The 20,081-nt window shown below is 71.1% G+C and carries 20 protein-coding genes; 12 read left to right on the top strand and 8 right to left on the bottom strand.

Annotated features, from left to right (window positions below):
* Positions 1-20 precede the first annotated feature (20 nt).
* The 3 genes from ACIP6U_RS29335 to ACIP6U_RS29325 form a co-directional block, all read right to left on the bottom strand.
* Positions 21-1,238, bottom strand: a complete 1,218-nt coding sequence (locus tag ACIP6U_RS29335; protein ID WP_401723722.1) for an FAD-dependent monooxygenase — start codon at positions 1,236-1,238, stop codon at positions 21-23.
* Positions 1,239-1,357: 119 nt separating this feature from the next.
* Positions 1,358-2,053 carry a ribonuclease H gene (locus tag ACIP6U_RS29330; RefSeq protein WP_401723719.1) on the bottom strand — a complete coding sequence of 232 codons (696 nt, stop codon included), beginning with the start codon at positions 2,051-2,053 and terminating at the stop codon, positions 1,358-1,360.
* A gap of 30 nt (positions 2,054-2,083) precedes the next feature.
* On the bottom strand, positions 2,084-2,884 hold the full coding sequence (locus ACIP6U_RS29325) for a VOC family protein (protein ID WP_401723716.1): 801 nt from the start codon (positions 2,882-2,884) through the stop codon (positions 2,084-2,086).
* Between the two features lie 151 nt (positions 2,885-3,035).
* Between ACIP6U_RS29325 and ACIP6U_RS29320 the strand changes: the two genes are divergently transcribed.
* The 4 genes from ACIP6U_RS29320 to ACIP6U_RS29305 all read left to right on the top strand — a co-directional run bounded on the left by ACIP6U_RS29320 (position 3,036) and on the right by ACIP6U_RS29305 (position 7,694).
* On the top strand, positions 3,036-4,043 hold the full coding sequence (locus ACIP6U_RS29320) for a zinc-binding alcohol dehydrogenase family protein (RefSeq protein WP_401723907.1): 1,008 nt from the start codon (positions 3,036-3,038) through the stop codon (positions 4,041-4,043).
* 224 nt (positions 4,044-4,267) lie between these two features.
* Positions 4,268-5,707: a family 2B encapsulin nanocompartment shell protein gene (locus ACIP6U_RS29315; protein WP_401723713.1), complete on the top strand. Its 1,440-nt coding sequence runs from the start codon at positions 4,268-4,270 to the stop codon at positions 5,705-5,707.
* A 17-nt stretch (positions 5,708-5,724) separates the two neighbouring features.
* On the top strand, positions 5,725-6,774 hold the full coding sequence (locus ACIP6U_RS29310) for a family 2 encapsulin nanocompartment cargo protein terpene cyclase (protein ID WP_401723710.1): 1,050 nt from the start codon (positions 5,725-5,727) through the stop codon (positions 6,772-6,774).
* A 44-nt stretch (positions 6,775-6,818) separates the two neighbouring features.
* Positions 6,819-7,694: a geranyl diphosphate 2-C-methyltransferase gene (locus tag ACIP6U_RS29305; RefSeq protein ID WP_401723708.1), complete on the top strand. Its 876-nt coding sequence runs from the start codon at positions 6,819-6,821 to the stop codon at positions 7,692-7,694.
* A 22-nt stretch (positions 7,695-7,716) separates the two neighbouring features.
* Here ACIP6U_RS29305 and ACIP6U_RS29300 read toward each other — a convergent pair whose 3' ends face one another.
* Positions 7,717-8,112 (bottom strand): STAS domain-containing protein, encoded by a 396-nt coding sequence (locus ACIP6U_RS29300; protein WP_401723705.1) that lies wholly within the window; start codon positions 8,110-8,112, stop codon positions 7,717-7,719.
* Between the two features lie 224 nt (positions 8,113-8,336).
* Here ACIP6U_RS29300 and ACIP6U_RS29295 point away from each other — a divergent pair, with 224 nt between their 5' ends.
* The 4 genes from ACIP6U_RS29295 (at position 8,337) to ACIP6U_RS29280 (ending at position 13,251) form a co-directional block, all read left to right on the top strand.
* Positions 8,337-9,011: a response regulator transcription factor gene (locus ACIP6U_RS29295; protein WP_401723702.1), complete on the top strand. Its 675-nt coding sequence runs from the start codon at positions 8,337-8,339 to the stop codon at positions 9,009-9,011.
* Between the two features lie 31 nt (positions 9,012-9,042).
* Positions 9,043-10,701 carry an ATP-binding protein gene (locus ACIP6U_RS29290; protein ID WP_401723699.1) on the top strand — a complete coding sequence of 553 codons (1,659 nt, stop codon included), beginning with the start codon at positions 9,043-9,045 and terminating at the stop codon, positions 10,699-10,701.
* 133 nt (positions 10,702-10,834) lie between these two features.
* Positions 10,835-11,764: an SGNH/GDSL hydrolase family protein gene (locus ACIP6U_RS29285; protein ID WP_401723696.1), complete on the top strand. Its 930-nt coding sequence runs from the start codon at positions 10,835-10,837 to the stop codon at positions 11,762-11,764.
* Positions 11,765-11,925: 161 nt separating this feature from the next.
* Positions 11,926-13,251, top strand: a complete 1,326-nt coding sequence (locus tag ACIP6U_RS29280; protein ID WP_401723694.1) for a hypothetical protein — start codon at positions 11,926-11,928, stop codon at positions 13,249-13,251.
* 28 nt (positions 13,252-13,279) lie between these two features.
* Here the strand turns inward: ACIP6U_RS29280 and ACIP6U_RS29275 are convergent, their stop codons facing one another.
* Positions 13,280-13,762 (bottom strand): VOC family protein, encoded by a 483-nt coding sequence (locus tag ACIP6U_RS29275; protein ID WP_401723691.1) that lies wholly within the window; start codon positions 13,760-13,762, stop codon positions 13,280-13,282.
* Positions 13,763-13,955: 193 nt separating this feature from the next.
* On the opposite strand from ACIP6U_RS29275, the gene ACIP6U_RS29270 reads away from it, so the two are divergent.
* The 3 genes from ACIP6U_RS29270 to ACIP6U_RS29260 all read left to right on the top strand — a co-directional run bounded on the left by ACIP6U_RS29270 (position 13,956) and on the right by ACIP6U_RS29260 (position 16,511).
* Positions 13,956-15,155 (top strand): epoxide hydrolase family protein, encoded by a 1,200-nt coding sequence (locus tag ACIP6U_RS29270; protein ID WP_401723689.1) that lies wholly within the window; start codon positions 13,956-13,958, stop codon positions 15,153-15,155.
* Positions 15,156-15,274: 119 nt separating this feature from the next.
* Positions 15,275-15,907, top strand: coding sequence for a ClpP family protease (locus ACIP6U_RS29265; RefSeq protein WP_401723686.1), 633 nt, complete (start codon positions 15,275-15,277; stop codon positions 15,905-15,907).
* Position 15,908: 1 nt separating this feature from the next.
* Positions 15,909-16,511: a ClpP family protease gene (locus ACIP6U_RS29260; protein ID WP_124001343.1), complete on the top strand. Its 603-nt coding sequence runs from the start codon at positions 15,909-15,911 to the stop codon at positions 16,509-16,511.
* Positions 16,512-16,532: 21 nt separating this feature from the next.
* Here ACIP6U_RS29260 and ACIP6U_RS29255 read toward each other — a convergent pair whose 3' ends face one another.
* Positions 16,533-16,958: a helix-turn-helix domain-containing protein gene (locus ACIP6U_RS29255; protein WP_401723684.1), complete on the bottom strand. Its 426-nt coding sequence runs from the start codon at positions 16,956-16,958 to the stop codon at positions 16,533-16,535.
* A 186-nt stretch (positions 16,959-17,144) separates the two neighbouring features.
* Here ACIP6U_RS29255 and ACIP6U_RS29250 point away from each other — a divergent pair, with 186 nt between their 5' ends.
* Complete coding sequence (locus ACIP6U_RS29250; RefSeq protein ID WP_401723683.1) at positions 17,145-18,032, top strand: RNA polymerase sigma factor SigF; 888 nt, start codon at positions 17,145-17,147, stop codon at positions 18,030-18,032.
* A 120-nt stretch (positions 18,033-18,152) separates the two neighbouring features.
* Here the strand turns inward: ACIP6U_RS29250 and ACIP6U_RS29245 are convergent, their stop codons facing one another.
* Positions 18,153-18,608 (bottom strand): ATP-binding protein, encoded by a 456-nt coding sequence (locus tag ACIP6U_RS29245; RefSeq protein ID WP_401723681.1) that lies wholly within the window; start codon positions 18,606-18,608, stop codon positions 18,153-18,155.
* A 95-nt stretch (positions 18,609-18,703) separates the two neighbouring features.
* Complete coding sequence (locus ACIP6U_RS29240; protein ID WP_401723678.1) at positions 18,704-19,969, bottom strand: DUF6777 domain-containing protein; 1,266 nt, start codon at positions 19,967-19,969, stop codon at positions 18,704-18,706.
* Positions 19,970-20,081: the final 112 nt, after the last annotated feature.

Genomic DNA, 20,081 nt, shown 5'->3' with positions numbered 1-20,081 from the left:
CTGTGGAACAGGCGCCGGGCCTACTTGCGGGAGGCCAGCGCCCGCGCGTGCACCGTGCGGGCGAGCTTCGGTCCGAGCCAGCGCTTGAACCTGCGCAGCGCCTCCAGTCGCCCGGCCGCCCGGTCCATCCGGTAGTAGAGCTGGGGCGGGACATAGGGCAGCAGTGGCGAGTGGCGCTGGCCGAGCAGGGCGAACATCCGCTCCGGCGGCAGATGCATGTAGCGCGGCAGGTTCTCGTACCACTGGGCGCTGTAGCGGGCCGCGCTCTGGATGGACAGGAGGGCCGCCTTGCGTTCCCGCTCGTAGTGGGCGAGGGCGTCGGGCAGTTCGGGGTGCTCGCGCAGCGCGTCCGCCAGCGCGATGGCGTCCTCCAGGGCGAGCGTGGTGCCGGCGCCGATCGAGTAGTGCGTGGTGTGGGCGGCGTCGCCGACGAGGACGAGGTTGTCGCGGTGCCAGGTGCGGTTGGTGAGGGTGCGGAAGGTGAGCCACTGGGCGCTGCCGTCGCCGGTGGAGCGGCCGATCAGGGCGTGACCGTCCAGGACGTCGGAGAAGAGCTTCTCCAGGAGGGCCAGTCCGTCGGCCTCGTTCGCGGTGTCGAGGCCGAGCCCGGTCCAGGTCTCGGGGGCGCACTCGACGACGCAGGTGCTGCGCTCGGGGCTGAAGGCGTAGCCGTAGCACCAGATCCAGCCGTGGTCGGTCTCCACGAAGGCGAAGGTGAAGGAGTCGAAGACCTTGCTGGTACCGAGCCAGATGTAGTGGTTGCGGCCGGGCCGCAGCTCGGCGCCGAAGTGGTCGGCGTGCCGGGTGCGCAGTGCGCTGTTGACGCCGTCGCCCGCGACGACCAGGTCGGCGGCGGGCAGGTTCCCCTCGGTGATCTCGTGCTCGAACTCCAGCCGCACGCCCAGCGAGCGGGCCCTGGCGGCGAGGATCTCCAGCAGCCGGTGCCGGCCGATACCGAAGCCGTCGTCGCCGGGCTGCCGGGTCGTCAGGTCGCGGACTCGGGCGGTGCCCTCGTTCCAGGTGACGGAGTGCTCGGAGAGCGCGCGTGCCGACTCGGGGTCGAGCTCGTGCAGTTTGTCGAACAGTCCGCGCCAGTAGGTGACGCCCCAGCCGTAGGTCGAGCCCTCGGGATCGCGCTCGTACACGGTGATGTCGTGGGACGGGTCCTGCTTCTTCAGCAGGATCGAGAGATACAGGCCGGCGGGCCCGCCGCCGACACAGGCGACCTTCACACGCACCCCTATGAGCTACCCAATGCGGTCAATTGGCAACGCAGAGTAGCAGGAGGTGGGTACGGGTCAGGGACGCTCGGGGACGCGTCAGCCCGTCGGGGTGGTTTGGCTCAGACGTTGACCTGTCAGGCCTCGGCCGTGGCGCACTCCGGGTGGCCCCAGCTCTGCCCGTTCTTGCTGATGGGCTCGCCGGCGGCGTAGGCGCGGCCACAGGCGCAGCGGCCGGGGAACTTGGCCTTGATGGTGCGCGGGGCGCCCCCGGGCGACCCCGCCGCCGCGGACTTGCGGCGCGGCGCACCCTTGGACTTCGGGGTGTCCGGGGAGGGCGGCGGCGCGGGCGAGCCGAGGTCGCTGCTCGCGGGTTCCTGGACGACGGCGGCCTGGCTGGCGGCGCGGTCGGCGAAGTCGTTGAGCGGGTCGCCGTCGACCTGGTGGGCGGGGACGTAGCGGAAGTCGACCGTGCGGCCGTCGAGGAGTTCGTCGATGCGGACGACCAGCTCCTGGTTGGCGACGGGCTTGCCGCCCGAGGTCTTCCAGCCGTTGCGCTTCCAGCCGGGCAGCCAGGTGGTGACCGCCTTCATGGCGTACTGCGAGTCCATCCGCACCTCAAGGGGTACGTCCGGGTCGGTCGACGTCAACAGGCGTTCCAGCGCGGTGAGTTCCGCGACGTTGTTGGTGGCCCTGCCGAGCGGCCCCGCCTCCCAGCGGGTCACGGTCTCCGTCTCGTCCGCGACGACCCAGGCCCAGGCCGCAGGACCCGGATTTCCCTTCGAAGCGCCGTCGCACGCGGCCACCACACGTTCACCCATGCGCCCGATCATGCCATGGCCGCGAGGGGCGTTCCGCCGGGCCTACGAGACGTCCACGCTCTGCGGCATCTCCCCCGCCGTCGTCGTCACGTCGATCACCGAGAAGTTCGCGCCCTGCGGGTCGCTGAGCGCGGCGAACCGGCCGAACGGGCTGTCCATGGGCCCGAATCGGAGAATGCCACCGAGCTTGGCGGCCTTGGCGACGGCGTCGTCGCAGTTGTCCACGCTGAAGTAGACGTTGATGTACGGCTGCACGTCGGGCGGGAATTCGTCCGTCATCCGCATCCGGCCCAGGACCGTGTTCTCACCGAGGTCGAACATGCGGAAGTCGACGTTGTCGTCCTGCACCTGCTTGGCCGTGTAACCGAAGACGGCGGGGAAGAACGCGTCGGACTTCTCGGGCTCGCGGGTGAAGACCTCGGCCCAGCAGTACGCGCCGGTCTGTTCGGGCGGCGCCTCGAAGCCCTCGTGGATGCCGGCCTGCCAGATGCCGAAGACGACACCGCTGGGGTCGCGGGCCAGGCACATGGTGCCGAACTCGCCGACCTGCATGGGCTCCATCAGGACCTCGCCGCCGTTCTCCCGGATCCGGCCGGCGGTCGCGGACGCGTCAGGGGAGGCGAGGTAGAGGCACCACTGCGACTGGCCCTCCTGGCCGGGCATCGGCGGGACGACCGCGGCGACCGCGTTGCCGTTCGCGTAGGCCTGCGTGTAGTTGCCGTACTCCGACGAGGACTCGCCGAAGGTCCAGCCGAGCACATCGCCGTAGAAGCTCTTGGCGCCCTCGACGTCACCGAACATCGCATCGGTCCAACAGGGGGTTCCCTCAGGTTGTACGGCCATGATCGCGGCCCTCTCCCGAATCGGTGGTTGGTCCGTTTCCTCACGCTAGTCATCCGTCCGGCCTAGCGCGCGCCGAACCGGGCGGTCCGTCCCAGACTGGACGGGTGGCCCTTCGACGCGACGGACGGGGTGCGGAATGGCGGACGGGACGATGCGCGCGTGGTCGGTGGTCGAGCCGGGGCCGGTCGAGGAGGGGGCGCTGCGGCTCGTCGAGAAGCCGGTTCCGGTGCCCGGTGACGACGAGTTGCTGGTGCACGTGCGCGCGTGCGGGGTGTGCCGGACCGATCTGCACGTCACCGAGGGCGATCTGCCGGTGCACCGGCCGGGGGTGACGCCCGGGCACGAGGTGGTCGGCGTGGTCGCCGGGCTCGGGTCGGGAGCCGACGGTTTCGCCGTGGGCGACCGGGTGGGCGTGGCCTGGCTGCGCCGCACCGACGGGACCTGCGGGTACTGCGCGCGCGGTGCCGAGAACCTGTGCCCGGCCTCGCGGTACACCGGCTGGGACGCGGACGGCGGTTACGCGCAGTACACGACCGTGCCCGCCGCCTTCGCCCACCGGCTCCCGGACGGGGTCGACGACGTGGCCCTCGCCCCGCTTCTGTGCGCCGGCATCATCGGCTACCGCGCGCTGCGGCGAGCGGCCCTGCTGCCGGGCGGGCGCCTGGGCCTGTACGGCTTCGGCGGCAGCGCCCACCTGTGCGCGCAGGTGGCACTCGCCGAGGGCGCCCGCGTGCACGTCATGACCCGCGGCGCAGCCGCCCGGCAACTGGCGCTCGACCTGGGCGCCGCCTCCGCGCAGGACGCGTACGCGAGCCCGCCGGAGCCGCTGGACAGCGCGATCCTGTTCGCCCCGGTCGGCGACCTGGTCCCGGTCGCCCTGCGCGCCCTCGACCGCGGCGGGGTCCTGGCCATCGCCGGCATCCACCTCAGCGACACACCGCCACTGCGCTACGAGACCGAGCTGTTCTACGAGAAGCAGGTGCGCAGCGTCACCGCCAACACCCGTGCGGACGCGAGGAAGTTCCTGGAGAGCGCGGCCCGGCACCGCGTACGCGCCACCACGCACACGTACCCGCTCTCGCGGGCCGACAAGGCGCTGAACGACCTCAAAGCGGGCCGTTTCGACGGTGCCGCCGTACTGGTGAACGACCTGTTCTGAGCGCCCGGGTGGCACGTCACCGGCGCGCGAGCGCGGCGCTTCCAACTGCCTGCCCCCATCCCGGAGTTTGCGCCTCGGGGAGGCGAAACCGCCCCCTTCGCGCTGTACCGGGACCCTCCCTGCCCCTGTTGCCTTGTACAGGCGGTGCGTACCTGTCAGCCACCGCTTCGCCGCCTTCACCTCCGACCACTCCGCTCACCCCTGTACACCCTCAGGGAGGGAATGTGTCCGCCCCCGAAAGCGTCACCGACCCCGCCACCGACGAACCCGCCCCCGCAGACGCGGCGGCCGAACTCACCAGTCTCAGTACGCGGGCGGCGCGCCAGCTCGCCACGACCACCAAGTCCGAACCCCAGATGCAGGCCATCAGTTCGCGATGGCTGCTCAAGTCCCTGCCGTGGGTGGACATCAAGGGCGGCACCTACCGGGTCAACCGGCGCCTCCAGCTGCGGATCGGGCGCGGCCGGGTGCACTTCGAGCAGAACGGCGCCGACGACATCAAGGTCATCCCCGAGACGCTCACCGAACTGCCCGTGCTGCGCGGCTATCAGGACATCGATGTCCTGCGGGAGATCTCCACCCGGTTCCGGGTGCGCGAAGTGCGGGCAGGGCAGGTCGTGTTCGAGGCCGGGCAGCCGGTCACGGAGACCTATCTGATCGTGCACGGCCGCTTCACCCGGTACACGGCGGGCAAGTACGGCGAGGAGGAGATCCTCGGAGTGGTCTCCGACGGCGACCAGATGGGCGACGAAGCCATCGGGCAGTCCGATCCGCTGTGGCTCAGCTCGGTGCGGGCGGAGACCTCGGGCGTGCTGCTGGTGCTCCCCTGGGACGTGGTCCGGGAATTCACCGACCGGGTGTCGTCGCTCGCCGAGCACCTGGAGGCGTACGCCGAGTCGCAGCGGCTGCCGATGAACCGCAAGGGCGAGGCCGATGTGCCGGTGCAGGCCGGCCATGTGGGCGAGCCGACGATCACCGGCGGCTTCGTCAACTACGACCTCGCCCCGCGCGAGTACGAACTCTCGCTCACCCAGACCGTGTTGCGGGTCCACACCCGCGTCGCCGACCTCTACAACGACCCGATGGACCAGACCGAGCAGCAACTGCGCCTGACCGTCGAGGAGATCCGCGAGCGTCAGGAGTGGGAGCTGGTCAACAACCGGGAGTTCGGACTGCTGCACAACGTCGACTACGGCCAGCGCGTGAGCACCTTCACCGGTCCGCCGACGCCGGACGACATGGACGAACTGCTCGCCATGCGCCGTAAGACCAAGGTGTTCCTGGCGCATCCGAAGGCGATCTCGGCCTTCTTCCGGCAGTGCAACCGGCGCGGTCTGGTCCCGGGCACGGCGAACGTCGACGGCCACGAGGTCCCCGCCTGGCGCGGGGTGCCGATCTTCCCCTGCAACAAGATCCCGGTCAGCCGGCAGCACACCAGCAGCATCATCGCGCTGCGCACCGGCGAGGCCGACCAGGGGGTCGTCGGGCTCTACCAGACCGGCATCCCCGAGGAGTTCCAACCCGGCCTGAACGTGCGGTTCATGGGCATCGACACCGCCGCGATCATCAGCTACCTGGTCACCGCCTACTACTCGATGGCCATCCTCGTGCCCGACGCGGCCGGGATCCTGGAGAACGTCCAGATCGGCCGGACGGCCGACTGACCCCGGTGGAGTACGGAATGAGCACGCCCACGTCCACATCGTCCCTGCCCGGCCCGCCGAACCTCGCCCGCAGCGTCACCTCCCGGCGTACCGGCGCGGTTCCGGGACTCAGGTACCGGCCCGCCGTCCCCGCCGATCCGGAGAAGGTCGCCGAGGTCGACCGGCGCCTTGAGGCCTGGGCCCGTGGCCTCGACCTGTTCCCGGCCGCCTGGAAGGGGGACTTCTCGGGGTTCCAGTTCGGCCGGGCCGTGGTGCTCCAGCATCCGGGGGCGCTCGATCTGGAACGGCTCACCGTGGCCGGGGAGTTGTTGCTCGCCGAGAACCTCGTCGACAGCTGCTACTGCGAGGAGGATGAGGGCCGCGGAGCGTCACGGCGCGGGCTCGGCGGCCCGCTGATCCTGGCCCAGTCGGCGATCGACCCCTACCACGGGACGCCCGCGCTGGAGGCGCAGTGGCGTGCGGGCATGCAGGCCGACGGACCGCTGCGCTCGTACCACTGGGCCGTCAAGGACTACGCCGGTTTCGCCACGCCCAGCCAGACGGACCGCTTCGTGCACGACATCGCCCGCCTGCACCTGGGCTATCTCGCCGAGGCCGCCTGGGCGGAGACCCGGTTCGTGCCCCAGGTGTGGGAGTACCTGGTGATGCGGCAGTTCAACAACTTCCGGCCCTGTCTGTCGATCGTCGACGCGGTCGACGGCTACGAGCTGCCGGAGCCCGTCTACGCCCGTCCCGAGATCCAGCGGATCACGGCGCTCGCGTGCAACGCCACGACGATCGTGAACGACCTGTACTCCTTCACCAAGGAGCTGGCCGGCGATCCCACCCACCTCAACCTCCCGCAGGTCATCGCCGCCAACGAGCGGTGCGGGCTGAAGGCGGCCTACCTCAGGGCCGTCGAGATCCACAACGAGATCATGGCCGCGTTCGAGGAGGAGTCCGCGGTCCTGGCCGCCGTCTCCCCGCTCGTGGAGCGCTACGCCCAGGGCCTGTCCGACTGGGTGGCCGGCAACCACGAGTGGCACGCCACCAACACCCACCGCTATCACCTTCCCAACTACTGGTAGGCGCAGCTCCGATGAACCATCAGCAGGACAAAGAGGAGTCACCGTTGACCATCGCCGCCGCCGGTACCCGGAACGCTCCGGTGCCGACCCAGTCCACGTACCAGACCCGTGTCGCGGACTACTGGAACGCCGAGGAGAACCCGGTCAACCTGGAACTCGGCCGGATCGACGACCTCTACCACCATCACTACGGCGTCGGGCCGGCCGACCGGTCGGTGCTCGAAGAGCCGGACGACGCCTTGCGGCGGGAGCGGATCACCGCCGAACTGCACCGGCTCGAGCACGCCCAGGCCGAGTTGCTCGCCTCGCACCTGGGCCCGCTCACCCCCGCGGACCGCGTCTTCGACGCCGGCTGCGGGCGCGGCGGCGGCAGCGTCGTGGCGAACCTGCGCTACGGCTGCCACGCCGACGGCGTGACGATCTCCGCGAAGCAGGCCGCGTTCGCCAACGAGCAGGCGCACCGGCGGGACATCGACGACAAGGTCCGCTACCACCACCGCAACATGCTCGACACCGGCTTCCCGACCGGCGCGTACGCGGCCTCCTGGAACAACGAGTCGACGATGTACGTGGAGTTGGAGCTGCTGTTCGCCGAGCACGCCCGGCTGCTGCGCCGCGGCGGCCGGTACGTCGTCGTCACCGGCTGCTACAACGACACCTATGGGCGGGCCTCGCGCGAGGTGTCCCTCATCAACGCGCATTACATCTGCGACATCCACCCGCGCTCGGAGTACTTCCGGGCGATGGCCCGCAACCGCCTCGTCCCGGTCCATGTGCAGGACCTCACCGCGGACACCATCCCCTACTGGGAGTTGCGCAAGGAGGCCGGCCACCTGGTCACGGGCATCGAGGAAACGTTCCTGAGCGCGTACCAGAACGGCAGCTTCCAATATCTGCTGATCGTGGCCGACCGGGTCTGAACACCGGTCAACCCCTGGGGCGTTAACTCGTTCCGGTGACCCTGGACACCGCTTGCGGGAAGGTGGTCGCCGGATCGAACAGCTCCAGTGAGCCGTGGGCGTGCAGCAGCCGCAGAGTGCGCTCGCGGCACAGCAGGGCGAACGCGCCGCCGCCGGCCAGGACGCGGCGGCGCAGGCGCAGCAGCAGGTTCAGGCCCGTGGAGTCCACGAAGGTCACGGGCCGCAGATCGACGATGTACGCCGGTGCGCGCAGCGCCACGACGGAGTCCAGCCAGCCCTGCAGCTCCACCGTGTTGGCAAGGTCGATGTCGCCGTGCAGTTCGGCGAGAAGCAGTCCGTCGGCGGCAGGAAGGACGCCTTCGTCGCCGGGCGGTGGCCAGCAGACCCTGCTGACGGGTTCCAGAATGTTCCTGTGCACGTGCCTCTGTCCCCGTTCCCTGCGTACCCCGCGTGCCCCGACACGGGCCGGCGCGGGGGTTGCTCCATCCCCGCCCCGCACCGGCCCGCGCCGGGACTCCCCCCGGTCGGCTCCCCCTTGAACCGTGGGCGATTCCTGTTCTACCTTCGCCACATGGTCGGGGCATCAACGGCCGCTCATCAGCGACACAACGAGCGGGCGGCAGATGGGCCGGGTGATGCGGAATGCGTCCGCACCTCGCGCTGATCGAGGACGAGCCCGACTTCGCACTGATGTGCCGTTCCTATCTGGAACGGGCCGGCTTCATCGTCACCTGGGCCATGGACGCGCGCGCCGGAAAGTCCGTCCTGTACGAGGGCGGTGTCGATCTGGCCGTCCTCGACCTGGGACTCCCGGACGGCAGCGGGCTCGAGCTGCTGCGCGCGCTGCGGTCCACGAGCCGCCTTCCGGTCATCGTCGTCTCGGGGCGCGCGGCGGAGGCCGACCGGGTTGCCGGCCTGGAGATCGGCGCCGACGACTACCTGGTCAAGCCGTTCTCGCAGCGGGAGTTGGTGGCCCGTATCCACGCCGTGCTGCGCCGGTCCCAGCCGCCGGACACGGCGACGGTGCTCCAGGTCGGCTCGCTGCGCGTCGACACGGCGGCCCGGCAGGCGTCGGGCGGGGACGTCCACCTCGTCCTGCGCCCCAAGGAGTACGCGCTGCTGGAGATGCTCGCGGCGGCGCCCGGCCGGGTGTTCTCGGCCGCGCAGGTACTGGAGCGGATCTGGGGTTCGTCCTGGCAGCAGCCGGCGACGGTGGTCGAGCACGTGTACCGGCTGCGCGGCAAGCTCGCGGACCTGCCCCCGCCGGCCCCCCGCATCACCACCGTCCGGGGCTACGGCTACCGCCTCGACCCCTGAGCCCCTCCCACCGGCCCTCGGAGGTCCGACCGTGCCCGATGTCCCGGACTTCCGGCTCCTGTTCGACGCGACCCTGTCCCCACTGCTGATCCTGGACCCCGACTTCACCATCGTCGAGGTCAACCGCGCCTATCTGACCGCCACCCGCACCGAGCGGACCATCGTCGGCAGACCGATCTTCGACGTGTTCCCCGACAACCCCGAGGACCCGTCGGCGGACGGGGTCGCCAATCTGCGGCGGTCATTGGAGACGGTTCGGGCGAGCGGACGTACGGACACGATGTCACTCCAGCGCTACGACATCCCGACGAGTGAGGAGGGTGTCTTCGCCGAGCGGTACTGGAGTCCCGTCAACTCCCCGGTCGTCGACGCCGAGGGGCGGGTCGTCTTCATCATCCACCGGGTCGAGGACGTCACGGAGTTCGTGCATCTGCGCCGGGTGGGGCGCGAGCAGCGGCGGGCGGTCGCCGACGCGCAGATGCGGGCCGAGGGCATGGAGATCGACCTCTTCGTGCGGGCGCGGGAGATCCGCGAGGTGAACGAGCAGTTGAGCCGGGCCAATGCCGAACTGGACGCGGCGGGACGGCGGTTGCGGGAGGAGCAGCGGGCCAAGGACCGGTTCATCGCCACGCTCTCGCACGAACTGCGCAACCCCCTGGCGGCCGCGTCCGCGGCGACCGAGCTGCTGGCCCTCGACATCCCGGACGGCCATCCGGCGCTGTCCGTCCTGGAACGGCAGTTGGGCACGCTGGCCCGGATGAGCAACGACCTGCTGGACGGCACGCGGGCGGTGACGGGGCGCCTTGAGCTGGTGCGCGAGCCGGTCGACCTGCGCTCGGTCGTCGACGGGGCCTGCGCCGACATCCGCGGTCTGTTCGAGCACGAGGGCCGCACGCTCGGCGCCGTCCTGCCGCCCGACCCGGTGGTCGTGGACGGCGACCGGCTGCGGCTGGCCCAGGTCCTGACGAACCTGCTGTCGAACGCGCTCAAGTACACCCGCCCCGGCGGGCACACCGAGGTCGGTCTGACCGCCCGGGACGGCCGGGCCCGGCTGACCGTGCGGGACGACGGCATCGGGTTCGAACCCGACCAGGCGGAGGAGCTGTTCGGGGTGTTCATGCGGGCGGCCCCGGCCGGTCCCGACACCCCGGAGGGCCTGGGGCTCGGGCTCGCGGTCGTGCGGACGGTGCTGGAGCTGCACGGCGGCGAGATCACCGCGCACAGTGAAGGCCCCGGCAAGGGCGCCACGTTCACGGCCCTCCTCCCGACCACCGACTCCACGGCCCCGCACCCTCCCCGCCCGGCGCCCCTGCGTGCCGCCCCGCGCGCCCTGTCGATCCTGATCGTCGAGGACAACACCGACCTGGCCGCCACCTACCCCACCCTGCTGGAACGGCAGGGCCACCAGGTAGAGGCGGTGCACACGGGCGCCGACGCCCTCTCCGCCACGACGTCACGCCCCTTCGACGTCGTCCTGTGCGACCTGGGGCTGCCGGACATGGACGGCTACGCGATCGCCCGCGCGCTGCGGTCCCGACCGGACGGCACCGGCCTCCGTCTGATCGCGGTGTCCGGCTTCAGCCAGGGCACCGACCGTGCACTGTCCCGGGCGGCGGGCTTCGACGCCCACCTGACCAAGCCGCTGCCCCTGACGGACCTGTTGGATCTCCTGGAGCACCTGGGCGAGTGACCGGAGCGTCTCGGCCAGCGGCTGATCCGATCGACAGCCCCTGAACCTCCACAACTGCCGTACGTCTTCCCCCTTGTGCCCCGCTGTGCTTGCCTGGTGAGCCGATTTCGGGCTCCGGGGCGGGAGTTGGTGCATGCGGAAGCCGTGGATCGTGGGGGCGCTGCTGTCCGCAGTGCTGCTGCTCGGCGCGTGCGGGGACCCCGCGTCCGGACCGGAGGAGGCGCCGCCGACCCCCACCTTGCCGAGTGCGCCCGCCGCGACCACGCACCAGCCGCAGCAGGCACCCGGCTCCCCCTCCACCTCGCCGCGCGCCCGTCCCGCCGTGGCACCCCGGGTCCTCTACCTCGGCGACTCGCTCGCCATGGAGGCCCAGAACGTGCTCGGCGAGGAACTCCGCCGGGATCTGGGAGCGACGTACACGAGCGCCCCGTACTCGGGGACCACGCCGTGCGACTACCTGGAGGGCACCGGCGAGAAGTCGCTCGTCCCCGACTCCGCCAAGGCCGCGGCACTGGTCCGCGCGCGGCATCCGGACTATGTGGTGCTGCAGTTCTGGGGCAACGCCTGGGCCTACACCTGGTGCATGGACGGGATCACCTACGACGCCTCCCCTAAGACGTACTTCGCGCGCTACCAGGCAGACATGCGCAGGCTCACGGAGCAGATCGCCGACGCGGGCGGGGCACGGCGCCCGAAGATCGTCTGGGTGCTCCAGGGCCCCGACCCCATCACGCCTGACCGCGTCCGACGGGTGAACTCCCTCTACGAGAAGCAGGCCGCCGCCTCGGACGACCTCGTCGCCGACGCGGGCGCCACGGTGAGTCCGGCCGGGGCCCGCTACACGTGGACCCAGTACCTGCCGTGCACGGCCTACGAGCACGAACACCCCGCCTACTGCACCGATCCCGGCGACGACCGCACGGCCCTGCACTTCGGCAAGGACTATCTCCATTTCTGTATGGCCCCGACCACGTCCACGCCGAAGCCGTGCCCGGTCCGCTCCCCCGGCATCCTGCGGATCGGCCGGGAGATCACGCGGGTGATCGGCGAGGACGTGTCGTAGCGCCGAACTCCCGGCAGGTGACCGCGGAGGTGGCGGCGGAGGTGGCCGCGGTGGTGCAGCGGCCTCCGCGTTTCGCCCGTACGGCCCCTCCCGGCGTGCCGACGTCCTGAGCTCCGGCGGGAATGGGGGCAGCGGACGGCCGGACGGAACCGGGAGGCACCATGAGCGCCCCGCAGGATCCCGGCTCGCACGGGTCCCGTCCGTCCGCGCGTGAAGCGCGTCCGTCCCTGGCCGCTCGGCCCGGCCGGATCGCCCGCGCCACCGCTTCCGCGATCCTCCTTGTGCTGACCTGCGTCCTGGTCCCGGTCGCCCTGCTGGCCACCTGGGTGCACGACATCGCCCTCGACACCGACCGGTACGTGGCGACCGTGTCCCCGCTGGCGACCCGCCCCGGCGTACGGGACGCGGCCGTGCGCCGGATCACCGACGCCGTGGCCGTGCGTGTGGACGGCACTCAGACCGTCGGGGACATCTCCGCCTGGCTGGAGTCGCAGGGGCTGCCGCACCGGGCCGCGGCCGCCGTACGGATGCTGGGTCCGCAGGTGGACGACGCCGTGCACGAGGCGGTGAGGAAGGTGGTGACGCGGGTCGTGCGCAGCGGCGCCTTCGCGAAGGTGTGGACGTCCGCCAACCGGACCGCCCACGACGCCGTGGTGCACGCCCTCACCGGCGAGGGCCGGGGCGCGGTGGGCGTCGACGAGGGCACGGTCACGCTGGACGTCGGGGCGGCCGTCGACCAGGTGAAGAAGGAGCTGGTGGCCGAGGGCCTGACACCGGCGGACAAGATCCCGCAGGTGGAGAAGGAGTTGGTGCTCCTGCGGTCCGACCAGCTGGACCGGATCCGCGGCGGCGCACGGCTGCTGGACGTGGTCGGCAACTGGCTGCCCGTCCTGCTGGTGGTGCTCGGCGCGTCGGGTGTGCTGCTGGCGCGCGAACGTCGGCGCGCGCTGGTCCGTACCGCGCTGGGCGCGGCCTTCGCGGCACTGCTCGTGGGGATCGCCCTCGTCGTGGCGCGCCGGTACTACCTCGACCATCTCCCGGCGCAGATCCAGTCACGGGCGGCCGCCGCGGAGATCTTCGACACCCTGCTCCGCTTCCTGAAGGTCAGCCTGCGCACGGCCGTCGTCCTGGGTGTGGTGATCGCGCTGGGCGCGTATCTGATCGGCCCCGGCCGGCTGCCGGTCGCCGTCCGCAGGAGGTCCGAGCGCACGGCGGACTCGGCGGCGACCTGGGCGTACGGCCATCAGATCCACGCCGGACGCGCGGGAACGCTGGCCCAGGCGCACCGCCGTTGGATCACGCTCGGCGCGCTGCTTCTGGTGGCCCTGGTCTTCGCCCTGTGGAACGACCCGACGTTGCTGACCGTCGTACTCCTCGCCCTGGTCCTGCTGGCGGTCCTCGCCGTGCTCGCTCTGCTGGCGGCCGGCGGCCGGGCCGTCCTCGCCGCGGACGGATCGGGCCGGCCGCCGGAGGCCACCGAGCGCTAGGGCCACGTGCGCCCCGCCACCGAGAGGGCTACTCGCCCGCGAACGCCTTCTCCAGGGCCGCGATGTCGAGCTTGCCCATCTTCATCATGGCGCCCATCGCGCGCGTCGCCTTCTCCGTGTCCGGGTCGCTGATCATGGCGTCGAGGCCGTCCGGCACGACCTGCCAGGACAGGCCGTAGCGGTCCTTGAGCCAGCCGCAGGGGCCGGGCTCGCCGCCACCTTCGATGAGCTTGGTCCAGTAGTAGTCGACCTCCTCCTGGTCCGCGCAGAAGATCATGAAGGACACCGCCTCGGTGAACTTGAACTGGGGGCCGCCGTTGAGCGCGAGGAACTTGTGGCCGTTGGCCGTGAACTCCACGGTCAGCACCGTGCCGGCCGGCTGCATGGCGCCCTCGGTGTAGCGAGCCACCTTGCCGACGCTGGAGTTCTTGAAGACCGAGACGTAGTAGTGCGCGGCCTCCTCGGCCTGGCCGTCGAACCAGAGACACGTGGTGAATCCGTCGGTGGTCATGTGTACCTCCTGGGCGGTGGAGCGGGGTGGATGGAGCGCGGTCCGCGGGACGCGGGCGCTGTGGCGAGCGTCGTCATCTGTATCGACCGGTCCGCGCCCCCGAACTCATCGGTCCGGCGCCAGGTAATCCGGATGGCCGCGGCGACAGGTAATCCGGATGGCCGCGCCTCCGCCCCGAACTAGGCTCCCCACCATGACGTCTTCGCCTGCCGAGAGCATCCGCCCCTTCCGCATCGACATCCCGCAGCGCGACCTCGACGATCTCCACGACCGTCTCGACCGCACCCGCATGCCGGACGAGCTGCCCGGCACCGGCTGGGCCTACGGCGTGCCGGCGGACTACCTGCGCGAACTCGTCCGGCACTGGCGGCACACCTACGACTGGCGGGCGGCGGAGGCGCTGCTCAACGAGTGGCCGCAGTTCACGACCACGATCGACGGCTCGAACGTGCACTTCGCCCATGTCCGCTCGCCCGAGCCGGACGCCACCCCGCTGATCATCACCCACGGCTGGCCAGGCTCGATCGTGGAGTTCCTGGACATCGTCGGACCGCTCACCGACCCGGTCGCGCACGGCGGCGACCCGGCCGACGCCTTCCACGTCGTGGTGCCGAGCATCCCCGGCTTCGGGCTCTCCGGACCCCCGGCCGACACCGGCTGGGAGGCCGGGCGGATCGCCGACGCGTGGGCCGAACTGATGCGGCGCCTCGGCTACGAGCGGTTCGGCGCGCAGGGCGGCGACTGGGGCGCCGCGATCTCCCGCGAACTGGGCCGGGCCCACCCCGACCGCGTGATCGGCGTGCACCTCAATCTCCTGCCGGGCGGGCAGCAGTCCAGCGAACCGACCCTCGACGAGCTGGACGCCCTCGACACGGAGGAGCAGGAGCGGGCGCTGCTGTCGTGGCGCCGGTGGAGCGAGTGGTCGCGCGAGGGCACCGGGTACGCCATTCTGCAGTCCACCCGGCCGCAGACCCTCGCGTACGCGCTCACCGACTCGCCGGTCGGCCAACTCGCCTGGATCGTCGAGAAGTTCCAGGAGTGGACGGACTCGGACCTGCTGCCCGAGGAGGCCGTCGACCGGGACCGGATGCTCACCAACGTGATGCTGTACTGGCTGACCGGCACGGCCGGTTCGGCGGCCCGCATCTACTACGAGCGGGCCCACGCCACCGGCCGCGCAGCCCTCCCCACCGAGCCGTCCACCGCCCCGACCGCCCTCGCCGTCTTCCCGGCCGAACCCCAACTCCCCCTGCGCCACAAGGCGGAGCGGACCGAGAACTTGGTCCGCTGGACGGAGTTCGACCGGGGCGGCCACTTCCCCGCGATGGAGGAGCCCGACCTGCTGGTCGGCGATGTGCGGGCGTTCTTCCGACAGCTGCGCGAGAAGGACTGAGGACACGCTCTGCCGGTGGCGAATCTGCCACCGGCAGAGAATCCGCTTCGGCACGCCGACCTGGGCCAAGAGTGGAGTCGACGGCAACACCGCCTCGACGGAAGAACCCAGGAGAACCGATGACTTCACTCACCGCGCCCCGGGCCGAGGAGGGCGACTCCCCGCCCACCCGTTTCGACGACCATCTCGCCTCCCAACTCCTCGGTCAGCGGATCGTGTTCCTTGGGACCGAGGTCAACGAGACCTCCGCCAACCGGATCTGCGCCCAGCTGCTCCTGCTGTCGGCGGAGGACCCGCGGACCGACATCGGGCTGTTCATCAACAGCCCGGGCGGTTCGGTGCACGCGGGGCTCGCCATCTACGACACCATGCGGCTGATCCCGAACGACGTGTCGACGCTCGCGATGGGGTTCGCGGCGAGCATGGGGCAGTTCCTGCTCAGCGTCGGCGCGGCCGGCAAGCGCTACTCCCTGCCGCACGCGCGGATCATGATGCACCAGCCGTCGGCGGGCATCGGGGGCACCACCGCGGACATCGAGATCCAGGCGGACAACCTGGACTTCACCAAGAAGACCATCGAGCGGATCACCGCGGAGCACACCGGCCAGAGCCCGGAGACGATCTCGCGGGACGGCGACCGCGACCGCTGGTTCACGGCCGAGGAGGCCAAGGAGTACGGCATGGTGGACCGGGTCCTGGAGTCGCTCGCCGACATCCGCCCGGCCGCCGCACGACGACGGATGGGGCTGTGACATGGGGACCTACACGATTCCGAACGTCGTCGAGCGGACCCCGCAGGGCGAGCGCTCCTACGACGTGTTCAGCAAGCTGCTGTCCGAGCGGATCATCTTCCTCGGCACCGAGATCGACGACGGCGTCGCCAACGTCGTGATCGCGCAACTCCTCCATCTGGAGTCGGCGGCCCCGGACAACGAGATCGCGATCTACCTCAACTCGCCGGGCGGCTCGTTCACTTCGCTGATGGCGATCTACGACACGATGACCTACGTCCAGGTGCCGATCTCGACGTTCTGCGTGGGGCAGGCCGCGTCCACGGCGGCCGTCCTGCTGGCCGGCGGGGATCCGGGGCGACGGTTCGTGCTGGAGCACGCGCGCGTGCTGCTCGGTCAGCCCGCCAGCGGCGGCCGGCAGGGAACGGTCTCCGATCTGGCCCTCCAGGCCAAGGAGATGGTGCGGATCCGCTCGCAGGTCGAGGAGGTGCTGTCCCGGCACACCCACCACGACATCGCGACCCTGCGCGCGGACATGGACCGCGACAAGGTGTTCACCGCACAGGAGGCAGTGGCGTACGGACTGGCGGACGAGGTGGTGAGCCGGCGCCTGGCGCGCGTCTGAGGCGCCGGCCCACGGGCGGTCTCAGGCGACCAGGCACAGTCCGTCGTACGACGAGCCGGCCGCGCCGCGGCTCCTGTGCTGCCGGCGGCTCTCGATCCGGGTGAGCTCGCCGTGCGCCAGCGACAGCAGGTCGCCGAGGCCGAGGCCCAGGGCGTGGGCGGCGGCCGCGAGGACCTCCGAGGAGGCCTCCTTGCGGCCGCGCTCCACCTCGGACAGGTAGGGCATGGAGATCCGGGCCGCGTCGGCCACGTCCTTGAGCGTGCGCTCCTGGGCGAGGCGCTCGCGCCGCAGGACGTCACCGACCAGGTCGCGCCACAGCGGCTCTCTCGGCGCGGGGGCGACCGGGGTCACCGGCGCCCCGGGGGCCCGCCTCGGCGCTGGGGAGTCGGCCGGCCGCGCGGGGCGCAGGGGGATGACTCGGGCTTCGTTCGGCGCTTGGCTGCTCACCCTCTTCAGCCTAGATATCTTCGACCCCAGGGGAAGAGGTCGGCGTTCCGCTCTGGGTGAAGCCGCGGTCAGTCTTCTTTTTCCCGAAGGTTGTTGGGCATGGGATCCCAAACCCGGGGTACCCGCTCTGCGAAGGAACCGAGGCCGGCGGACCGCCGCCGGGCCGAGACTTTCGTGGGAGAGGTAATGGACACCGCCGTGAACCGGTCAAAGGCACAGGTCAGGGAGAGGACCGCCGGGACCAGCACGAGTGGCGCACCGCTGCCGGGAATCGCCGAGCCGCGGGCCGTCGCCCCGCGCGACGCGCGCGAGCTGTCCCGCCAGTTCTTCCAGCGGCTCAGCGAACTGGAAGAGGGCACACAGGAGTTCCAGTACGCGCGCAACACGCTGATCGAGATGAACATGTCGTTGGTCCGCTTCGCCGCCGGGCGGTTCCGGGGGCGCGGGGACGACATGGAGGACATCGTCCAGACCGGGATGATCGGCCTGATCAAGGCGATCGACCGGTTCGAGCTGTCCAGGGAGGTCGAGTTCACGTCGTTCGCGCTCCCCTACATCGTCGGCGAGATCAAGCGGTTCTTCCGTGACACGACCTGGGCGGTGCACGTACCGCGCCGGCTCCAGGAGTTGCGCGTCGAGCTGGCCAAGGCCCGCGAGGAGCTCGCCAGCAGGCTGGACCGGGAGCCCTCGGTCGCCGAACTCGCGACGCTCATGAACATCTCCGAGAGTCAGGTCATCGAGGGCCAGATCGCCTCGAACGGCTACAACTCCTCGTCCCTGGACGCCGCGCTCACCGGCGACGGGGCGGAGGGCGGCGAGTCCGTCCTCGCCGACTTCATCGGCGTGGAGGAGGAGGGGCTGCGACTCGTCGAGGACTGCCAGTCGCTCGCCCCGCTCATGGCCGAACTGGGCGAGCGCGACCGGCAGATCATCCACATGCGGTTCGTGGAGGAAGCCACCCAGGCGGAGATCGGCGAACGGCTCGGCTGCTCGCAGATGCATGTGTCGCGTCTGATCAAGCGGATCATCACGCGACTGCGCGAGGGCATGCTGGGCGAACTCGACTACGCCTGACGCACCACACGCACGGACAGGACGCACACAGCGACCGTCTCAGCCGCCGACCGGGCGGCGGGACGGTCGCTCTGTCATCCGCCACGCATCATCTGCTCCGCAACAGCACCAGCGGTCGGCTCACTCGCCGTTCAACGGCAGCACCGCGCTCACACGCTTGCCGACCGGCACCCGCTCGACGCTGATCCGGGCCGCCAGCGCGTGGACAATCTCCAGGCCGTGCCGGCCGATGCGCTGCGGGTCCCGCGGGAACCGGTGCGGGAGCGCGGCGCTGCTGTCGCAGACGCACACGGTCACCGCCGTGTCGGTGCCCTCCAGCTCCAGGATGTACGGCCCGTTGCTGTGCCGGTCGGCGTTGGTGACCAGTTCGCTCACGACGAGCAGCAGCTCGTCCCGGACGCGGTCCTCGATCATGGCGCACCACTCGGTCCGCAGTTGCTCTACGAAGAGCGCGGCGAAGGACCGCGCCTCGGCGATGCATCCCGGTTCACCCGTGTAGTGCGCGGCGCGCCGCAGCGGTTCCACGGGCACGTCGAACCCCGTCGGTACCACTGCCCCGCCCACGTGCTCGGTCATGCGTTTCTCTCTCGGAAGCCGGACTGGCCGGACGCTCTTGCACCAGTGCTCGTACCCCGAGTCGCGCCGCGCAGTCCCGGTGTGTCCCGTTCGTCTCAGAACGCCGGTGTGGTGGCGGACGACCCCGGAGCACTGTACGTCGACGCGTGCCCCGGCGCGGAGGAGTTCGCGGCCGTCGTGGAGGCCGTGTCCGGGGCGAAGGGCTGTTCAGAGGCCGAGGACCCTGAGGAACCCGGCGACTCCGGCTCGCTGGTGGGCGGTTCGGAGGACGGCGTCTGCGAGGACGGGGCCGTCGACGTCGGCGGGCACGGGCTGCCCGAAGGGGTCGGGGTGCCGGGGCTCGCGGTGGGCGAGGAGACGCACGGGGACGGCGACGGGGAGTCGGACGACGGCGACGAGGGCGTGGTCGGTGTGGACACGCTGACCGACGGGGAGGGGTGGTCCACCGGCGGCTTGGTGTGCTCGTCCTTGTGGCCCGTGTCGCCGCGGTGCCGGGCGATCCACTGGTCGTGGTGGGGGTCGTAGATCACGAAGATGTTGATGATCTGCGGCGCGGGGGTGACCACGACGACGTTCGAGGAGCGGTACGAGGTCCAGGAGTCGCCCGTCGGCTTCGGTGCGGTCTGCTGGGCGACGGGCGGGGTGAGCGGGTTGCCGCAGGCGCAGCGGACCCGGGGCACGCCGTGGCTGTCGACGAGGACGGCGGTACCGGTCTGGAGGACGGCCTGGTAGCTCGTGACGGCGCCGTTGCGGTAGCCGTGGTTGGTGACGCGGGTGTCCATGCGCAGTTGTACGGGCGTCAGCGAGCGCAGGTAGGTCGGGACCTCTGCGGGCTGGATGCCCTCGACCGAGGCGAAGGCCCGGTTCTTCGACGGGTTCGCCTGGAGGGACTTGATCTGCTTCTCCACGTCGCAGGCGGAGACGTTGAGGCTGCCGCCGTAGAGTCCTGCGGCGCCGCCGTCGACCCCGCGTACCGCGTTGGCCGGCGCCGATTCGGTGGCCGGACTGGCGGAGACGGGTGCGGCCGAGCTGTCCTTGGCCGTCGACTCCGTGAACGGATCGGGGCCCGTCTTGGCCGCGGCCTGGAGGAAGACCTCGCCTCCGCTGCCCGAGGCGCTGTTCGAGCCGCTGTCGGAGCGGCTGAACACGAGGCCGAGCACCACGGCGGCCACCGCGACGGTGGCGATGATCGCGACCCGGGGCGCGGACTTCCACCAGGGGTGATGGGGTTCCGGCGAGGGTGTGCCGCCGCTGCTGCCGGGTGGCTGGGAGGGCGGGCCCGAGGGCGGCTGGGAGGGGCCCGACAGGGGTCCTGAGGGCGGGCCCGTGGGGCGGCCGGATGACGGCGGTTCGACGCTCACGAGGTCTTCTTCCCGACGCGGTTCCTGCGGCTCGCCCCGAGTGGGCCGCAATGTCATGCCTTGTGCCCATTGTGTGCTCCGGTTCGGTGTCGCTCGCAAGCCGACGCGGACG

Source organism: Streptomyces sp. NPDC088794, assembly GCF_044750545.1.
In the GTDB taxonomy this organism is placed as follows: domain Bacteria; phylum Actinomycetota; class Actinomycetes; order Streptomycetales; family Streptomycetaceae; genus Streptomyces.
The sequence above is the reverse complement of the archived record's forward strand: the minus strand, read 5'-3'. Positions and strand labels throughout refer to the sequence as shown.